The 16,476-nt window shown below is 45.7% G+C and carries 18 protein-coding genes; 8 read left to right on the top strand and 10 right to left on the bottom strand.

Annotation, left to right across the window (positions count from 1 at the left end):
• Positions 1–12 precede the first annotated feature (12 nt).
• Positions 13–627, top strand: coding sequence for an SRPBCC family protein (locus AC0IYG_RS08135; protein ID WP_471710595.1), 615 nt, complete (start codon positions 13–15; stop codon positions 625–627).
• Here the strand turns inward: AC0IYG_RS08135 and AC0IYG_RS08130 are convergent.
• Positions 624–1,901 (bottom strand): GAF domain-containing sensor histidine kinase, encoded by a 1,278-nt coding sequence (locus AC0IYG_RS08130; protein ID WP_471710594.1) that lies wholly within the window; start codon positions 1,899–1,901, stop codon positions 624–626. The genes AC0IYG_RS08135 and AC0IYG_RS08130 overlap by 4 nt on opposite strands.
• A 115-nt stretch (positions 1,902–2,016) precedes the next feature.
• On the opposite strand from AC0IYG_RS08130, the gene AC0IYG_RS08125 reads away from it, so the two are divergent.
• The 4 genes from AC0IYG_RS08125 (at position 2,017) to AC0IYG_RS08110 (ending at position 6,909) form a co-directional block, all read left to right on the top strand.
• On the top strand, positions 2,017–2,970 hold the full coding sequence (locus AC0IYG_RS08125) for a 3-keto-disaccharide hydrolase (protein ID WP_471710593.1): 954 nt from the start codon (positions 2,017–2,019) through the stop codon (positions 2,968–2,970).
• A gap of 327 nt (positions 2,971–3,297) precedes the next feature.
• Complete coding sequence (locus tag AC0IYG_RS08120) at positions 3,298–3,828, top strand: gluconate 2-dehydrogenase subunit 3 family protein (RefSeq protein ID WP_471710592.1); 531 nt, start codon at positions 3,298–3,300, stop codon at positions 3,826–3,828.
• A gap of 41 nt (positions 3,829–3,869) precedes the next feature.
• Positions 3,870–5,600 carry a GMC oxidoreductase gene (locus AC0IYG_RS08115; RefSeq protein WP_471710591.1) on the top strand — a complete coding sequence of 577 codons (1,731 nt, stop codon included), beginning with the start codon at positions 3,870–3,872 and terminating at the stop codon, positions 5,598–5,600.
• A gap of 172 nt (positions 5,601–5,772) precedes the next feature.
• Positions 5,773–6,909, top strand: a complete 1,137-nt coding sequence (locus tag AC0IYG_RS08110; RefSeq protein WP_471710590.1) for an MFS transporter — start codon at positions 5,773–5,775, stop codon at positions 6,907–6,909.
• 4 nt (positions 6,910–6,913) lie between these two features.
• Here AC0IYG_RS08110 and AC0IYG_RS08105 read toward each other — a convergent pair whose 3' ends face one another.
• Positions 6,914–8,005 (bottom strand): BamA/TamA family outer membrane protein, encoded by a 1,092-nt coding sequence (locus AC0IYG_RS08105; RefSeq protein ID WP_471710882.1) that lies wholly within the window; start codon positions 8,003–8,005, stop codon positions 6,914–6,916.
• A 173-nt stretch (positions 8,006–8,178) separates the two neighbouring features.
• Here AC0IYG_RS08105 and AC0IYG_RS08100 point away from each other — a divergent pair, with 173 nt between their 5' ends.
• The 3 genes from AC0IYG_RS08100 (at position 8,179) to AC0IYG_RS08090 (ending at position 11,920) form a co-directional block, all read left to right on the top strand.
• The gene (locus AC0IYG_RS08100) at positions 8,179–10,287 is read left to right on the top strand and encodes a family 10 glycosylhydrolase (RefSeq protein WP_471710589.1); all 2,109 of its coding nucleotides are present in this window, start codon (positions 8,179–8,181) and stop codon (positions 10,285–10,287) included.
• Positions 10,288–10,390: 103 nt separating this feature from the next.
• Entirely contained in the window at positions 10,391–11,416 is a 1,026-nt protein-coding gene (locus tag AC0IYG_RS08095) for a DKNYY domain-containing protein (protein WP_471710588.1), read from the top strand.
• Positions 11,417–11,446: 30 nt separating this feature from the next.
• Positions 11,447–11,920: a group II truncated hemoglobin gene (locus AC0IYG_RS08090; RefSeq protein WP_471710587.1), complete on the top strand. Its 474-nt coding sequence runs from the start codon at positions 11,447–11,449 to the stop codon at positions 11,918–11,920.
• 7 nt (positions 11,921–11,927) lie between these two features.
• On the opposite strand, the gene AC0IYG_RS08085 is transcribed toward AC0IYG_RS08090, so the two are convergent.
• The 8 genes from AC0IYG_RS08085 to AC0IYG_RS08050 all read right to left on the bottom strand — a co-directional run bounded on the left by AC0IYG_RS08085 (position 11,928) and on the right by AC0IYG_RS08050 (position 16,420).
• Positions 11,928–13,481, bottom strand: a complete 1,554-nt coding sequence (locus AC0IYG_RS08085; protein ID WP_471710586.1) for an SMP-30/gluconolactonase/LRE family protein — start codon at positions 13,479–13,481, stop codon at positions 11,928–11,930.
• A 50-nt stretch (positions 13,482–13,531) separates the two neighbouring features.
• Positions 13,532–14,722, bottom strand: a complete 1,191-nt coding sequence (locus AC0IYG_RS08080) for an acetyltransferase domain-containing protein (protein WP_471710585.1) — start codon at positions 14,720–14,722, stop codon at positions 13,532–13,534.
• Between the two features lie 100 nt (positions 14,723–14,822).
• On the bottom strand, positions 14,823–15,110 hold the full coding sequence (locus AC0IYG_RS08075) for an ROK family protein (protein WP_471710584.1): 288 nt from the start codon (positions 15,108–15,110) through the stop codon (positions 14,823–14,825).
• A gap of 29 nt (positions 15,111–15,139) precedes the next feature.
• On the bottom strand, positions 15,140–15,286 hold the full coding sequence (locus AC0IYG_RS08070) for an ROK family protein (RefSeq protein ID WP_471710583.1): 147 nt from the start codon (positions 15,284–15,286) through the stop codon (positions 15,140–15,142).
• A complete protein-coding gene (locus AC0IYG_RS08065) occupies positions 15,279–15,458 on the bottom strand; it encodes an ROK family protein (RefSeq protein ID WP_471710582.1) in 180 nt (59 codons plus the stop codon). The genes AC0IYG_RS08070 and AC0IYG_RS08065 overlap by 8 nt, the downstream gene beginning before the upstream one ends.
• A 23-nt stretch (positions 15,459–15,481) precedes the next feature.
• The gene (locus AC0IYG_RS08060) at positions 15,482–15,730 is read right to left on the bottom strand and encodes an ROK family protein (RefSeq protein WP_471710581.1); all 249 of its coding nucleotides are present in this window, start codon (positions 15,728–15,730) and stop codon (positions 15,482–15,484) included.
• A gap of 78 nt (positions 15,731–15,808) precedes the next feature.
• Complete coding sequence (locus AC0IYG_RS08055; RefSeq protein WP_471710580.1) at positions 15,809–16,099, bottom strand: hypothetical protein; 291 nt, start codon at positions 16,097–16,099, stop codon at positions 15,809–15,811.
• A 156-nt stretch (positions 16,100–16,255) separates the two neighbouring features.
• Positions 16,256–16,420, bottom strand: a complete 165-nt coding sequence (locus AC0IYG_RS08050) for a hypothetical protein (RefSeq protein ID WP_471710579.1) — start codon at positions 16,418–16,420, stop codon at positions 16,256–16,258.
• Between the last annotated feature and the right edge of the window lie 56 nt (positions 16,421–16,476).

Here is a 16,476-nt window from a genome sequence, read left to right as displayed (position 1 = left end):
AATTACACTTCTATGGAAACTGAACAAAAAAATCAATTTGAACTAAGTCAGGATTTTTCGGCGGATGTAGCGTCGCTTTACAAAGCGTGGACGGATGCTGAACAATTGAAACAATGGTGGCACCCGAACGGCAACTCGCTCGAAAATGTCATCAATGAATTGCAGGAAGGCGGCAAAGTTGAATATCATTTCAAAGAGGCCGGACTAAGGGTTTCTGGCGACTATAAGGAGGTTGTGCCGAACGAAAAGCTCGTTTATTCCTGGAACTGGGAACTGGACGATCCGGCAACGCAACGAACTGATTATGTATTAACGATCAAATTCGAAGCCAAAGACAACGGCAGCTCGCTACACGTTTTACAGGAAGGTTTCACGAAACAAGAGGAAATCATCCCGCATCAGGAAGGCTGGGAAAAAGGACTTCAAAGTTTGAATGAATTTTTGCAGCAGGGAAGTGCTTCTGGTGAAGCGCGTCAGGGAAATGACGTATCTCAGAGCAATGAAGCATCCCAGGGTAACGCTTCTGGTGAAGTGCATCAGGGCGATCTTGATAACGCTCCCGGAATGGAAGACCGTTCAGGCGGTTACAACGAATTGCCCGAGCAGGCGAAAGTTGGCGGAGGTTAAAAAGTTTTGGATGACTCTTGGTCTTGTTTACCACGGGCATTTATTGGTAAAATAACGGAAAAAGCGGTGCCTTTGCCGGGTTCTGATTCAGCTGCAATGCTCCCGCCATGATTGCGGACAATTTTGCGGCAGTAAACGAGCCCGCTTCCATCGCTTTTTTCCTTTATATCCATCGAATGCTGCGGAAACAAATCGAAAATGCGCTCTAATTCGTGTTTTGAATAACCCTTCCCGTTGTCTTGCAGCGTAATTTCTACCAATTCAGAATCATTTTGCAACGGCAATTCCGGTGTATTTCTGGTCGTTAACTCGGTCGCGTCAATCTTGATTTCCAATGTTTGATCCGTTGTCGAATGTTGCAAAGAATTGGTGATCAGGTTATAGAAAAGCTGCTTCATCTGTTTCGGATTAGCATTAATGACTGGCAGCTGATCAATTTTAATTGCCACATTTTTGTTGTTCAGCTCACCATTCAATTCCCCGCAAACTTCCTCTACAACTTGATTCAGGTTAACTGACTGAAAATCCGTGTCGTTATATAACTCCGAGAATTCAGATAATTCCTTCACAATGTTTGAAAAGGTTCTGGCGCAAGCGTCAATTTTGCCGGCTAATGTCCGCACCTGATCCAGATTTTCCGTTGTGCTGGCTGACAAAAGCATGCTGCTGAAAACGCGCATCTTACGCAGCGGCTCCTGCAAATTGTGATTTGAGATATAGCGAAACTGTCGATTTTCAATCACCGAATCCACCAATTTGTGATTGAGCTCATTTAATGCTGTTCTGGTTTGCTCTACAACGTCCACACTTTGCAGATGAAAAGCGATCAAATCTGCAAACAGCGTGAACATTCCAATGGTTTTGGCATCATTAAGAATCGCGGGTTTTGGATCAATGGCGCATAATGTGCCAAAGAAGTCACCGTTTTTCAGAATGATGGGAATCGAAATATAACTTTGGAAACCGTAAATTTTCGGCGTGTGGTGATGAACAAATGTCTCGTCCTCATCCACGTGATTGATAATTACAGGTTTTTGACTATCGCGGATTTCATTGCAAATCGTGGTTTCAATCTGCAATTCGCTTCCTGGCACCAGTCCGAACGCAATTTCATCGCGTACACTGCAAGCGATCCATTTGTCCTGCGTAACCCGGGCAATTGCGGCGAAGCCCATTCCGGTCGACTTACAGATCACTTCAAGCATGGTTGGCACGATCGGAATCTGGCTTATCCGTTCAATGTCTGCAAGTAACTGGGCCTCGGAATATTTCATTTTATAGCTGTCTTATCTCAAAGTTATCAATTTGGTTCTACGCGCAATCCGCCAGCGTGATCTTTTTATCAGATTTTTATTTTTAAATTGACCCTCCTTAACCTTTTATCCAATTATGAAAAGTCTACTTAAAGCCTGTTTTTTATCCCTGGCATTCATTCCTGCCGCTTTTTCAAATTCCAACAATACAATTCCTGTCACCGCACCGGCAGCCGCTCCCATAGAAGGACGCTGGGACATCACGGTTGACATGGGCGGCAAAATGGCTCCGTCCTGGCTTGAAGTACGTCACTCGGGCAACCACACGCTGATCGGACAGTTCACCAGTGTTTCCGGCAGTGCAAGACCGATTTCCGAAGTGCATTTCAAAGACGGAAAGTTCAATTTTGAAATTCCGCCGCAATGGGAAAAGGGCGACAAGAACTTTACATTGGAAGGCACGCTGACGGGTGAAAAAATCGCTGGATCGGTCAACACGCCGGATGGCAAAACATTCACATTCACAGGCGTGCGCGCCCCTGCATTGCGCAGAACTGCGGCTCCGGTTTGGGGAACGCCGATTAAGCTGACTGGTGGAAATGAGATCAAAGGATGGCATGCAGCCGGTGAAAACCAATGGGTTGCTGAAAATGGGATCTTGCGCAGCCCTAAGTCAGGCGCAAACCTGATTACGGACCAAAAGTTCAATGATTTCAAACTGCATGTTGAGTTCCGAATTCCGAAAGGCAGCAATAGCGGCGTTTATTTGAGAGGCCGTTATGAAGTGCAGGTTACAGACAGCAAAGGCATGGAACCGTCTCTGGATCAGCTTGGTGCGGTGTATGGCTTTCTAGTTCCCAGCGAAATGATGGCGAAAGATCCGGGCGAATGGCAATCATTTGACATCACATTGGTGGGCCGCATGCTGACGCTTGTCTCAAATGGAAAAACTGTGATCACAAACCAGGAAATTCCAGGCATTACGGGCGGCGCGCTGGACAGCAATGAAGGCGAGCCGGGACCATTGTATATCCAAGGCGATCACGGTCCGGTTGAATATCGCAACATTGTGATCACACCTGCGAAATAACAGGAGTCAAAATCTCCAATTCCCACAAAAAAAATATCTTCCCTGAAAATCAGGGAAGATATCTGCATTATTTACTCAACGTTCCTCTATTACTTAACCTTTAAACTTGCTCGTCAGATCGAAGAAATCTGACGATTGCCTAAGCCTTGGTTCAGAATATTAATCAAATATGGCATGTTGGCACCGATCACGCCAAATGCGATGATTGTCCGGTTACTCTCATTGAATTTACGGAAAATTATGCCCTTTGATAGCAATAATTCTGTACGGGTTGTTATATTTAAAGGTTAATTTTAATTAATCCTTTCCGACTTAAATCCTTATATAATGAACCGTAGAGAAGCTGTTCAAAAAATAACTTTCCTCCTTGGAGGCACGCTCTCAGCTCCTTTGATGGCGGGCATCATGGGCGAAAAGCTGAATTTCGGCCCGTCTCTGGATATTTCCGCAGAACAAGAGGCGCTTTTAGCAGATGTGGCGGACGTAATTATACCTGCAACAGGAACGCCGGGCGCTAAGGCGGCAGGTGCAGACAAGTTTATCACCAGAATTGTACGCGATTGCTACGAGATGGACGATCAGAAGAAATTCTATTCCGGACTTGCAAAAGTGGATGCACAAAGCAAAGAGGTGTATGGAAAAGGGTTCTCAGCCCTTGACGCGACGCAGAAGAATGATATCATTAAACGCACAACTGTTTCTGACAAGCCATTTTTTATGCAAATGAAGGGCTTAACGGTTACGGGATATTTCACATCTGAAATCGGAGCTACGCAAGCACTCGATTATCTGCCTATTCCAGGAAGATTTGACGGAAGCTGGCCTATACCGAAAGGACAGAAAAGCTGGGCACTTTAATCAACTATCCCTGACCAAAATCTTAAATATTATCCTTTAAAATGGCGAATTTAAATATTGACGCAATAAAAGAAGTCACTTACGACGCAATCGTGATCGGTTCAGGCGTATCGGGCGGATGGGCAGCGAAGGAGCTGACAGAGAAGGGCTTAAAAGTGTTGATGCTCGAAAAAGGTAAAAATCTTGAACACGTTACCGGCTACGACTACGCACTGAAAGCACCCTGGGAAACACAATACAACGGCCGCCTGACCGTAAAACAGAAAGAAACACATCCATTCCTGTCCCGCGATTATCCGTATAATGAAATGACGGAAAAATACTGGATGAACGACATGGATTCTCCATACGAAGAGAAAAAGCGATTTGACTGGTTCCGCCCGAACATTGTCGGTGGAAAGTCGATCATGTGGGGCCGCCAGTCGTACAGGCTGAGCGACATTGATTTTGAAGCGAATTTGAAAGACGGGATTGCCGTTGACTGGCCTATCCGTTATAAAGACATTGCTCCGTGGTACTCTTATGTTGAAAAACATGTGGGGATCTCCGGTGAAAAATTAGGCCTTCCGCAACTTCCCGACAGCGATTTCATTCCGCCGATGGACATGTATTTCGTGGAAAAAGAAGTTAGAAAAAGACTGGAAAAGCAGTTCCCAGGTCGTAATATGACCATTGGACGCGTAGCTAACCTTTCGCAGGCTACGAAAATCCAGCTGGAAGGCGGCCGTTCTCCATGCCAATATCGCAACAGATGCTCATTAGGCTGTCCTTATGGCGCTTATTTCAGCACGCAGTCAAGCACATTGCCGCCAGCTGTGAAAACGGGCTTGCTTACACTTCGTCCGGATTCTGTGGTGCGTGAAATTATTTATGATGGCAAATCTGGTGCAAATGGTGCGGGCAAAGCAACCGGTGTTCGTGTTGTGGATGCGGTAACATTGCAGGAAAAAGAATATTTCGCAGGATTGATCTTCGTTTGTGCAAGTGCATTGGCGTCAACTGCCTTGCTGCTTAACTCAACTTCCGACCGCTTCCCGAACGGAATGGGTAACGACTCAGGTGAATTGGGACACAATTTGATGGATCACCATTTCAGAACAGGCGCCAGCGGCGTTTGGGAAGGTGATTTGGATAAATATTATTTCGGACGCCGTGCAAACGGAATCTATATTCCACGTTACCGCAACATTGGTCCCGACAAACGCGATTATCTGCGTGGCTTTGGTTACCAGGGCGGCGGTGGCCGTCAGGGATGGCAGCGGAATGTGGCTGAACTTTCGTTCGGAGCCGATTTTAAAGAAGAATTGACAACGCCGGGCAACTGGACAATGGGTTTTGGTGGATTTGGTGAAACTTTGCCTTACCACGAAAACTACATGTATCTGAATAAAGACAACAAAGACAAATTCGGCATGCCGGCTGTTGTTTTCGACGCTGAACTTCGTGAAAACGAAAAGAAAATGCGTGTGGATATGATGAACGATGCTGCCGAAATGCTTGAAAAATCAGGTTTGAAAAACGTGAAAACGTATGACAACGGATCATATCTTGGTATGGCAATCCACGAAATGGGAACTGCCAGAATGGGCCGCGATCCGAAAACTTCGGTTTTGAATGGAAATAACCAGTTGCATGCTGTTAAAAACGTGTTCGTAACGGATGGTGCAGCAATGACCTCTGCTTCATGCGTGAATCCATCGCTTACTTATATGGCATTAACGGCCCGCGCGGTTGATTTTGCTGTGAAAGAATCGAAAAAGAAGAATATCTGATACAAGCTCACATGAGCATTTGAAAAAACTATCCGGCTTCAACAAGCCCGGATAGTTTTTTTTTGAGTTTGTATTAACAAATGAATTTTTGCTGTTTTTTGCAATTTGCAATGCTGAAATCTCGCATATGTTGCATATTATTGCAAATCAATTCTGTTGAACTATTCCTTTTATGCAAGAAAAAGCAAAGATCAGTGCCGCTCGCCGGGCAGTTTTACTCATTTTCCTGGTCTGCGGGATCGGACTTTCCAGCTGGGCACCCATGGTCCCGTTTGCAAAGCTAGCGCTCGGACTGAGTGAGGCAGATTTAGGCATTGTGCTTTTATCATTGGGTGCGGGCGCCATTTTAACCATGCCGCTAACGAGCGTTCTGATCAATAAATATGGAAGCAGAAGGATCTCATTAATATCTGCCATTATTATTGCTGTGGTGCTCCCGCTGCTTTTACTCGCCCGGACTCCTTACGAATTGGCTGCGGCACTTTTTGTTTTCGGCGCGGGAATCGGATCAGTGGACGTCGCCATGAATGCGCAGGCTGTTTTGGTTCAGGAGAAGCACGGAAGCCACATTATGTCGTCGTTTCACGGAATGTTCAGCGTCGGCGGCTTGCTCGGCTCCATTGGACTGGGTTTTCTGATCAAGGCAGGATTATCGCCAACGGTTGCGGCAGTCAGCATTTCAATCATGCTAATCATTATAACAGCGACGCAATTCAAATATTTACTCCCGCATGCCGAAGAGGCTAAAATGGATAGCGCGGGTTTTGTTCTGCCTAAGGGCCCGGTGGTCATCCTTGGGTTGATGTGTTTCATTCTTTTTCTTGCAGAAGGCTCATTGCTCGATTGGAGTGCGGTTTTTCTGCAATTTTCGAGAGGCTTTGATCCTTCACTTTCCGGCATCGGCTATGCTGCTTTCTCTGTCGCAATGGCCGTTATGCGCTTAACCGGCGACGGGCTGATCCATAAGCTGGGGCCTTCCAAGGTGGTTTTTTACGGAACATTTTTAGCGGGAGCTGGTTTTCTGCTCGCAGTGCTTTTGCCCTGGGCGCCGGCAGCATTGATTGGTTTTGTTATGGTAGGCCTGGGCGCTGCAAACGTGGTCCCTATCTTTTTTACGGCTGCGGGCACATTTCCCAACATTCCTCCCTCCATTTCTTTGCCTGCTGTCACGACACTGGGTTATGCAGGACAATTGGCCGGACCTGCATTGATCGGTTTCATTGCAGAATTTACGTCCCTATCCATTGCACTGGGTTTTGTAGGCGTGCTGCTGTTTATCGTTGCATTTACTTACAAACACAGGGAATAATTTATCAAAAAGCCTCACCTGTAAACAGATAAAAGCCCGGGCCATCTTTGGTAAAACCAACGTCCAATCTCAGGAAAATGTCTTTTTTAGGAAAAAGCAGATAACGCAAACCCACGCCGCCCGAAGGACGGAGGTGCTTAAACGTAAACGCATTGATCTTCGGCGCAACGACCGCGGTGCCGGCAAATGCCACCGCACCAAATCTTTTACTAAAACCAAAAGGCAGCCAACGATGCTCAACCTGGCCCGCAATCATGTTTTTATCCCGGTAGCGGCCATAATAGTAACCACGCATAATCATCTCGCCGCCCATTAATGCAAGCTGATTAAACGGCACATTACCCGAATAAAAATTGCCTAAAACCTGCCAGGCCAGCACATTACGTGAACTGGTAGGATGTGACGAACGCACATCCAGGTTAACGCCCTGAAAACTATAATTGCTTCCGACTTCCCGTGCGTATTTCAGGAACGATATTTCACCAAAAAACCCTTTCCGGACATTGAGAACATTATGCCGGTTGTCATAAACCAGCGCAGCGCCCAGCCCAATATTCCGCGTGCCGTCACTGCCGAGCGGCTTATCATAAGTGTGGTTATCAGGTTGCTCAAAGTGTGTGTTATAGAGTTGCTGATAGTCGATTTCAGGTCCTATAAACAGATTAGGCCGTATTTTTCTTAAAACGCGCTGCTTAAACAGGATATAATTCGCATCAATCAAAGCCGGATCTTTGCCCACCGTTTCTGGCCCTATTCCGTAATAAAGGAGCGGAAACCGCTGGAAACGCGTTCTGCCGAGAAAGAACCATTTGTCTTGGTCACCATAAATCGCATTGTCCAGCCAAATGCCGTATTGCGCCTCTAATGTGAGAAATGTGAAAGCCTGAATTTCGCTCAGCCGGTTCAGCGTGTCTTTTTTTGCCTGAAAAATGAGCAGGGAAGAAAGTCCGAACTCGAAGCTCGTTTCGGGTGAATAACCCAAAGTGGGGTAAATCCTGAAACTCGACTCGCCCGGTGCGGTGGTGTCGGAAATGGTCTTTTGTACGAAGCGCTTAAACCAGCCTTCCTGGGCCTGGACGCAAGGATTGGCCGCCATGAAAATAGCGGAGACAAGCAACAGGGCTTTGATCTTCTTCAATTTTTGTAACTTTTGATAAGAAAGCATTTACAAATGCAAAAGATATAAAAACTGAGCCAGTTACCGGATCGGATTAAGTAGAACCTAAATAAAAGGCCGCTTTCCACTTTTAAACGACCTTAATACCGATAATGAAAAAATTCGCAGCACTATTTTGCCTTATATTCTTTGCCAATTTATCATTTGCTCAAAAAAATCCGGCTGGCGATCTCTGGTGGAAACGCAATAATCTGCGGGTGATCCAGATGAACCTCCCGCAATATGAAGCCGCAACAACCAATGCCGATTCCATCGTTGCCGACCTGATCACTTATTCTGCTAACACGCTGCTGATCAATGCTGGTGGCATCATGGCATTTTATCCAACCAAGCTCGATTTCCATTATACAAATCCTTTTATGAAGGAGAATGTGCTGGGCGATGTGATCAAAAAATGCCATCAAAACAACATTAAGGTCATCGTCCGTTTTGATTTCAGCCGGGTGCATGAAAGCATTTACAAGGCACATCCGGATTGGTGTTACATTTCACCCAAAGGCGAAAGGATCATTAACACGGATATGTATGTCGTGTCCATAAATGCGCCTTATGTGCAGGAAAAGGCATTCAAGATCATCGAGGAAGTGATTGATATGTTTCCAATCGACGGCGTTTTCCTGAATATGCCGGGTTATCAGGTCAATAATCCTTACGAAGGAAAATATCACGGCATTGATCAAAATGATTACGACAAAAAAGCCTTTGCTGCGTATACAAATGGAGAAGTGCTTCCAACCGAGGAGAATAAGGCCGATTCGCTTTACCAGAAATATCTGGCATTTAAGAAATATTCGGTTGAAAACTGGTCAGAAAAACTGCATAAGCTAGTCAAATCGAAGAATGAGCAAATCGCCATCTGCACGTATTCCGACAAATTTGTGGACATTATCCGGCATGAATCGCAGAGCATGACCACCCTTCCCTACTGGCCTTACACGGCTTCTGATAATGTGAGTAATGCCGTTAATTCGTTTCCTGACCACATTATCAGCAATGCGAGCATTCAGCAGATCTCATTTCAGTCGCGCTACAATGCGGTGGAGCCGCAGGAAGTTCAGATTCGTCTTTATGAGAACATTGCGAACGGTTCGGGGCTGGATCTTAGCATGATGGGCGACATGCGGGGTTATGAAGACGAACGAAATTATGGCGTGATCAGGAAGGTTTATGCGTTTCACAAAAAGCATGAGCCCTATTTTGGCAAATATAAATCACTTGCAAAGATCGCCATTATTGCACCAGGAGCCTGGCCAAACGGCGAGCCAATGCAGGAATATCGCGGCATTCAGCTCATGCTACGGGAAGCGCACATTCCGTTTGACATTATTGAAGATGGGCAGATTGGGAATCTTGCAGAAAAGATGAAAAGCTACAAATTAATTATCCTGCCCGAGATCACTTACTTGAAACCGGAGGCCATTCAGGTGCTGAAAGATGCTAGCAAAGCGGGCACAAACCTGATTGCGACAAACCGCACGCTGTTTGATAGTCCCGAAACATTGCAGGAATTGTTTGGGGCGAAAATTGAGAAGAAAGACAATGACGGAGCTGGAAATTATCTGGTGCCTGATGACAGGAACATTTTTAAAAGCTTTCCCGGCCAGAAAATGTTATTCTGGAAATTCAATCTCGGGCTTTATGATCTTTCGGGCACCGATCAAAAGTTACTTCCCGTTTTATCCAAAGGCCGCCCCGGCCCACCCGAAATCATCGGCGGCCACGAACCGACTGGCTATTATGCATTAGGGATCAAAAACCATCCAAACAGCAAAGCATTAATTTTCCCAATCAATCTCGGCCGGATTTATTATATGCACGGTTATCAGGAACACAAAAATCTGCTTCTGGACGCCATTAACCACGTTTTACCGGAAGCCAGCCAGGACATTCAGACCAACGCCCCGGAAAGAGTTGAAGTTATTTTAAAGGAATTTTCGAAGAACAACGTCAGTAATAAAGAGAAGGTGAAAAGCGACGGTCTGATCCTGCATTTGGTGAATCTGACAGGTTTCAGCGGCAACACATATTTCGAGCCGCTGCCGGTTTACAATCTCAATTTCAAGATCAAATCAGCAAAAAAACCCACGAAAATCTTCTCATTAAGCACCGGAAAACCAGTCAAGTTTGCATACAAAGATGCCGCTATTGACTTGGAGGTTAGCAAGTTGGAAGGCTTTGATGGGATTGTGATGGAATATTGAACCATTGTCCTTTGGGTAAACGATTTGCACCGAAGGATAACTTAAACGGGATTTTGTATTTGATCTATGAAGCTTAGTTGTCACACTACTAAACTTCTCTGAGATGAAATACATTCTGAGTGCATTATTCGTCATTTTTATTATCTGGGTGTGTTCAAAATTCGTTGGCTGCTCTTTCAAGAAAGGCGTTTTCAAACCGGGCATTTTAACACCGAGTGGCTATCACGTGCGAGACCATCGGGTTTATTATTATGGAGGATTGATGAATGCTTATATCCAAGAACTCGCAGAAATTGATGCATCGTCTTTTCAAATCGTTAAACTCGAGAAAGACATAACGGAAAGTATAAGTCAATCAGACTTTGCGAGGGATAAGACACATGTTTATTGGAAAGGTCTTTTAATCGCTGGCGCCGACCCGGAGTCGTTCAAAGCTTTGGGAATGGAAAGAAGCAAGGATAAATACCATATGTATGACGGGACTAAACCATTTTCAGATGATCCAGAGCACTATAAGCACTTAATTGGCGATCTATTCATTGACTCAAAATATATTTATCGGGGCACGGTGATCATTTCCGATCAGCCGTACAATTTGAGATTTAAAGTGAGTGCAGATCCAAATTCGATCACTTACTTCGCCGATAGTAAAGGAGTCTTTTCAAGTTATGGATGGCGCCTGAAAGACGTTGATGCATCCACCTTTAAGCCGCTGCCTGGAATGTATTGCGCAGATAAAGACCATGTTTACGTTTTTGATTATCTGGTGCTGAAAGAGATTGAAGGCGCTGACCCCGCCAGTTTCAAATTGCTTGGTGGAAAGTATGCTATGGATAAAAGTCGTGCTTATTGGCATTTTTCAGCAATTCCCGGTTCAAATGCAGGCGCATTTGAAATAATAAATGAAATGTATGCAAGAGATAGCAAACACGTATACTTCAGAGATAAAGTCATAACCGATGCAGATCCCCAAACCTTTGCAACATTCAGGGATAGCCTGGCGTGTTCACGTGACAAAAACCATGCGTACTATGGCGAAAACATCATTCCGAACATAAATCCTGCGGATTTGCCGAAAGACAAACTATGTAAATTTTGTGATTCTGAAAGGATCATTTTCAAGGAATAATCAATTTCATTTTTACCAGAAAGCATCACAATGGAACAAAACACAACACCAACATTATACGAGTGGGCGGGTGGAATGCCTGTTTTTGAGAAACTGACGAAGCTTTTCTATGAGAAAGTGTTGTCTGATCCGTTGCTCGAACCGGTTTTCAAGCATATGTCAACGGAGCATCAGCTGCATGTGGCGCATTTTATAGCCGAGGTTTTTGGCGGGCCCGAAATGTATAGCACGCAGGAAGGAAGTCATTTTAAAATGATCCAGAAGCATTTGTCGAAGCATTTGAGTGAGGCGCACAGAAAACGGTGGGTTGCGCTTTTGCTGGAAACTGCTGATGAAATCAATCTTCCCGACGATCCTGAATTCCGTTCCGCATTTGTGGCCTATATCGAATGGGGAACGCGGATCGCTGTGCTGAATTCCAATATTGACGACCTGCAAATGAACCCCGACGAACCAATGCCGAAATGGGGCTGGGGCGTTCCGGGCGGGCCTTTTGTTGGCTAAAATCTAGTTACAGTTTCGGTGCGTCAGGCTTGTTCGGGACGTCCCGACTATTTGCTCCTTTGACATTTAGTTTGCGGCGATATGTTTTGCCGGACGCATTGACGTAAAGCGTATCTAAATCTTTGCCGCCAAATGCAACATTAGTTACTATGCCTGTGGGCGTTGGCAATATTGCATTTACACGGCCCGTTTGGTCCAAAACCTGAATTCCAGAGTGCGTAGCTACGTATATTCGACCATCGCGATCGCAAGTAAGCCCGTTTGCACCTGCGTTTTCATCATCATCGCGGACGTGCAGCCAGCCAAACTTCTGCTTGTAACTCAATTTTCCGTCAGGCTGGATTTGATAAGACCAAACCCAATGCGAGGCCGACTCGGTTGCATATAATAAGGTCTGGTCAGGAGATAATGCAATGCCGTTGGCTGAAAGACTTTTGTCTGCAACGACTTTTTTGCCATTCGGTTTCAGCAAAGAAATTGTGTTTGCTTTTGTGCCTACGTTTAATGTTGTGAAATAAACATTGCCATTGTGGGCGACCGTCGAGTCCGTTTTCTCAACCTCTTTTTCAATTTTCTGTTTGCCATTTTTACCAGCATTCACTTCTGAAACGAGCTCCCAATCCTGCGCGGTAATGAACATTGCGCTTAGCATTTGATTTTGAGAAGTGCCTTTTTTGACCGGTTCAGGCCAGTTTTTCCATAAATATCGCATAGCTTCGGGAAACAATGCTGTGCCGTGTTTGCCATTGTGGCCGCCCTCGCCCCACTGATGTTTCACCTCATAACCTGCAAATGTCAGCGCACGCAGCATGGTTTGATTGGCCATCCACCAGTCACCCGCATAAATGTTCAGGTCATTGGCGCCATCCTGCAAAAAGATCCGGATTGGTTTTGGTTCAAACTTCCTGACCAGCGTATGATAATGATCGGCGCCACGCAGCCCTACATACGTTCCAATGGCGCTATAAACGCGTGTAAATGCATCCGGCCGCTCCCACGCAGCCGTAAAAGCGCAAACCGCTCCGCTGCTCGATCCGCCTATCGCCCGGTCGTTACCATTTTTAGATAAACGGATTTGCCGGCCGTCGCTCGATTTCTGTTTTTCCACTTCCGGCAGGAGCTCTTCCAAAATAAATCGCGCATAAGCATCCCCCAAACCATCATATTCAAAGCTTCTGTTAAACCGGTCATTTGCCTCACTCGCATTGGCCGCCCTTACTTTTCCATGCATCACGAAAACACCGATCGTAACCGGCATTTCACCTTTATGGATCAGATTATCGAACACAACAGGTGCTTTCCACTGAATTCCATCCTGATTAATGTAAACACAAGCGGGCTTGTCGGACTTGTATTGCGCAGGCACATAAACCCAGTATTCACGCCAGGTGCCCGGAAAAATTTTCGATTGATCAAATGTAAATTTCAAAACCTCGCCTTTGGGAACGCCGAGCTGCTCTTCCGATGCCGGATCTGCGGGATAATTTTCTTCCTGGGTCTGCGCAAAGAGGGTTTGGATTGATATAGAAAAAACAAGCAGAAGCGTGCGCAAAATGTGCATAAATTGGTCTGATTAGGGTAAATTTCAATAAAAATTGTGATCTGCAAATGCTATAAATAGCTCAGCCACCATTTCTTATTTCGCTCGCGGTAATTCCCAAACCAGCGACACGGATAGTAAAGGGCGAGCACGACCGAGATCCAGATCACATACACCAGTCCGAGGTTATAGCCAAAATCTGTCGGACGGAAATTAAAAAAAAGCTCCGGCGCAGTGGCCTGCTCCCACGTGTAACCCGAGGACAGCACGGCGATCATGGTCAGGAAGTGAACGAGATAAAAATGCAGCAGAAAATAGAAGAAGGGCACTTTCCCGTAAACTGTGAAAAACCGCGTCAGTTTTGTATCCGTATGCTCGGTTAAGGCCAGCAAAATTGGAATCGGGCCCAATGTCATCAACGTAAACATCAGCGAAGGCGGGTATTTGGACACATTCATAAAAGAAAAGAATGTCCTCAATGCCTCCGGCTGCGCACTCCACGGAGCCTGATCTCCATAATAATTAATCAAGCGAAGCACGATAGAGAGGGCGATTGCCGCAAATCCTGATTGCAAAAGCAGTTTTCTACGCTTCGCTTCCGGAAAAGCCCGGTTATAAATCATACCCAACCCATAACCGGACATCATTACGCCTGCCCAGGGCAGAATTACGTAAAGAAATGCAATGTTGCCGCCATCGCCTCTCGGTACAAACAGGCCAGCGCCTTTCAAGAAAATACTAAGGAAAATATCGAGTCCTGAACCAGGCGGAGCTTTTACCAGATCAACCAGATTGTGGCCAAAAATCAGGATTAATCCTGTAATAAGAATTGCTTTTGGAGAAAAAAAACGAACAGATAAGCCCAAAACAAGCATGCTCGTTCCTAATGCCCAGAGCACTGCCAGGAAAATGGTTTTGAACGTAATGTCAAATGAAAACGCAAATGTCATGAAGGTCAGCTCCACGATAATGAGCCACAAACCGCGTTTCAAAAGAAATGATGAGGTCTGTGCAGGCGTTTTATTTTGGCCGGATAAATAGGCCGAAATTCCGGAAAGCAGCATAAAGGAAGGCGCGCAAAAATGCGTGATCCACCTTGTGAAAAACAATGCAGCGGTGGTTGTGCGGGGATCGAGCGGATCGGCTGTGAATGCGGTGATGTGAAAATAATCCCGGACGTGGTCCAACGCCATGATGACCATAATCAGTCCGCGGATTGTATCAATGGACTTTACGCGCAAGGAGATTACGTTCGTAGACATACAACCAAAGGTTTTCCGAAAAGTGTTAGAATGCACTAAGAAGCTTCGGAACGTGCTGGTTTACTGCTTTATGCGACGGAATCGCCTTGCTTTACACGTATTACAAAAGTGCTGCTCCAAAAACCCCTGCGCTGTCGCCCAGCTTTGGTTTAAGGATCGGAGTGGTCACCACACCTTTATTGAAAATGTATTTTTTGATTTTTTCAAAACCTGCTGTATAAAGCAATTCAACATTGCCCACGCCGCCACCAATGACGATCAAACCCGGATCGAGGACATTGATCAATGTGGAAATGGCGCGGCCGTAAAATTCAAGTAAACGCTCAATTGTTGCTTTTGCAGGAAATTCGTCCTTGCCTTCGTGATATCGTTCCAAAATAACCTTCATCGTCAGCTTTTCGCCGCTCAGCTTTTTCGTTAAAAACGCTCCGATGCAGGACCGGAAATCGCCTGCTCCACGCAGCCTGCTTTTCCGCAATAACACGGCTCGCCGTTTTCTTCGAGGATATTATGACCCCATTCGCCACCGATTCCGTGATGTCCGGCAATGATCTTATTATTCACTACCAAATCCGCCGCCAACACCCGCGCCCATGATCACGCCAAAAACAACTTCTGCTTTTGGAAAATCTTTTCCGGCACCGATTAATGCCTCCGCCAATGCAAAGCAATTGGCATCATTGGCAAGCTGAACGGGAATGCCCAGTATTTTTTCGAGGTCAGCTTTTAACGGCATGCCATTTCGAGGCAGATCGTACCTCAGTTTTTCATCGGCTGCGAATCCGGCTCCAAAACGCCCGGCGTAGCAAATCCAATCCTCGTTGGCTTCTCTCCCACTTGCTCAGCCACCTGATCCATGAGCTTTTTGATCTGTGACAAGATGTGTTCGTATCCATTTGCGGATTCAGTCGGAAGGCGCATGCGCACAACCACTTCCAAATTGCGGTCCGGATCGAGAACGGCACATTCTATTTTGGTTCCTCCTAAATCAATTCCCCAGAGTTTCATAATATTAAGGCTGTCGGCTGTTGGCTTTCAGCAATCGTTTTTTTATTGATTAATTTAATTTCAGGATGCAATCGGCGCTTACAGCACTTTGTAATATTTGTATCCAAACATAAAGATCACCGCATAGCAGATGATCGGCAGATAATAAGCATGCGCCACATCAGACTCTGCAACAGCGCCCATCGCGAATGGGAAGAATGCTCCGCCCACAACACCCATTGAAATAAAGGAAGACGCCTGTTGTGTATGTTGCCCAGGTTCTTCAATCCCAAACTGAAAATGGTCGGGAACATAATGCTGAAGAAAAAGTTGAGCATCAGTAACGCGATGAATGAAGGCCAGCCAAGGCTTTGTGCGATAATGAAGCACATTACAATGTTACAAGCTGCAAAATGGCTGAGATGGTGTGGCGCTACAACCCGCATCAGGAAGTTGCACAAACAAGCAGTTAGCATTAACACGAAAAACAGAATCATGTAATTACCCGCCACAACGTCGGTGAAACCCATTTTTTCGTGACCGTAATTAATGAAAAACGCCCATGTTCCGGCTTGTGCCGCCACGTTTGAAAAATTGTGCTATAACTGCCCATTTGAAATGTCTGTGATCGAAAAGTCCTCTTTCCGGATGCGTGTCCACATTGGCAGCGGAAGGATCGGCAACAACGTGCGGGTCAGTAAGCGCAGGCACTTCACAAAGGAAAAGAGCACTGCGATCGTTGCGATAACGCTCCGATTACAATATAT

This window comes from Dyadobacter sp. AC419 (assembly GCF_979253085.1).
This window is presented reverse-complemented; position numbering and strand designations above follow the sequence as displayed.

What these genes read in the sequence shown, in the direction of transcription:
- AC0IYG_RS08085 (WP_471710586.1), bottom strand. Translation starts at nt 13,481, where the DNA reads ATGCACATTTTGCGCACGCTTCTGCTTGTTTTTTCTATATCAATCCAA.
- AC0IYG_RS08060 (WP_471710581.1), bottom strand. Translation starts at nt 15,730, where the DNA reads ATGAAACTCTGGGGAATTGATTTAGGAGGAACCAAAATAGAATGTGCC.
- AC0IYG_RS08065 (WP_471710582.1), bottom strand. Translation starts at nt 15,458, where the DNA reads ATGCCGTTAAAAGCTGACCTCGAAAAAATACTGGGCATTCCCGTTCAG.
- AC0IYG_RS08095 (WP_471710588.1), top strand. Translation starts at nt 10,391, where the DNA reads ATGAAATACATTCTGAGTGCATTATTCGTCATTTTTATTATCTGGGTG.
- AC0IYG_RS08080 (WP_471710585.1), bottom strand. Translation starts at nt 14,722, where the DNA reads ATGTCTACGAACGTAATCTCCTTGCGCGTAAAGTCCATTGATACAATC.
- AC0IYG_RS08105 (WP_471710882.1), bottom strand. Translation starts at nt 8,005, where the DNA reads ATGGCGGCCAATCCTTGCGTCCAGGCCCAGGAAGGCTGGTTTAAGCGC.
- AC0IYG_RS08075 (WP_471710584.1), bottom strand. Translation starts at nt 15,110, where the DNA reads ATGAAGGTTATTTTGGAACGATATCACGAAGGCAAGGACGAATTTCCT.
- AC0IYG_RS08100 (WP_471710589.1), top strand. Translation starts at nt 8,179, where the DNA reads ATGAAAAAATTCGCAGCACTATTTTGCCTTATATTCTTTGCCAATTTA.
- AC0IYG_RS08130 (WP_471710594.1), bottom strand. Translation starts at nt 1,901, where the DNA reads ATGAAATATTCCGAGGCCCAGTTACTTGCAGACATTGAACGGATAAGC.
- AC0IYG_RS08135 (WP_471710595.1), top strand. Translation starts at nt 13, where the DNA reads ATGGAAACTGAACAAAAAAATCAATTTGAACTAAGTCAGGATTTTTCG.
- AC0IYG_RS08125 (WP_471710593.1), top strand. Translation starts at nt 2,017, where the DNA reads ATGAAAAGTCTACTTAAAGCCTGTTTTTTATCCCTGGCATTCATTCCT.
- AC0IYG_RS08115 (WP_471710591.1), top strand. Translation starts at nt 3,870, where the DNA reads ATGGCGAATTTAAATATTGACGCAATAAAAGAAGTCACTTACGACGCA.
- AC0IYG_RS08120 (WP_471710592.1), top strand. Translation starts at nt 3,298, where the DNA reads ATGAACCGTAGAGAAGCTGTTCAAAAAATAACTTTCCTCCTTGGAGGC.
- AC0IYG_RS08110 (WP_471710590.1), top strand. Translation starts at nt 5,773, where the DNA reads ATGCAAGAAAAAGCAAAGATCAGTGCCGCTCGCCGGGCAGTTTTACTC.
- AC0IYG_RS08090 (WP_471710587.1), top strand. Translation starts at nt 11,447, where the DNA reads ATGGAACAAAACACAACACCAACATTATACGAGTGGGCGGGTGGAATG.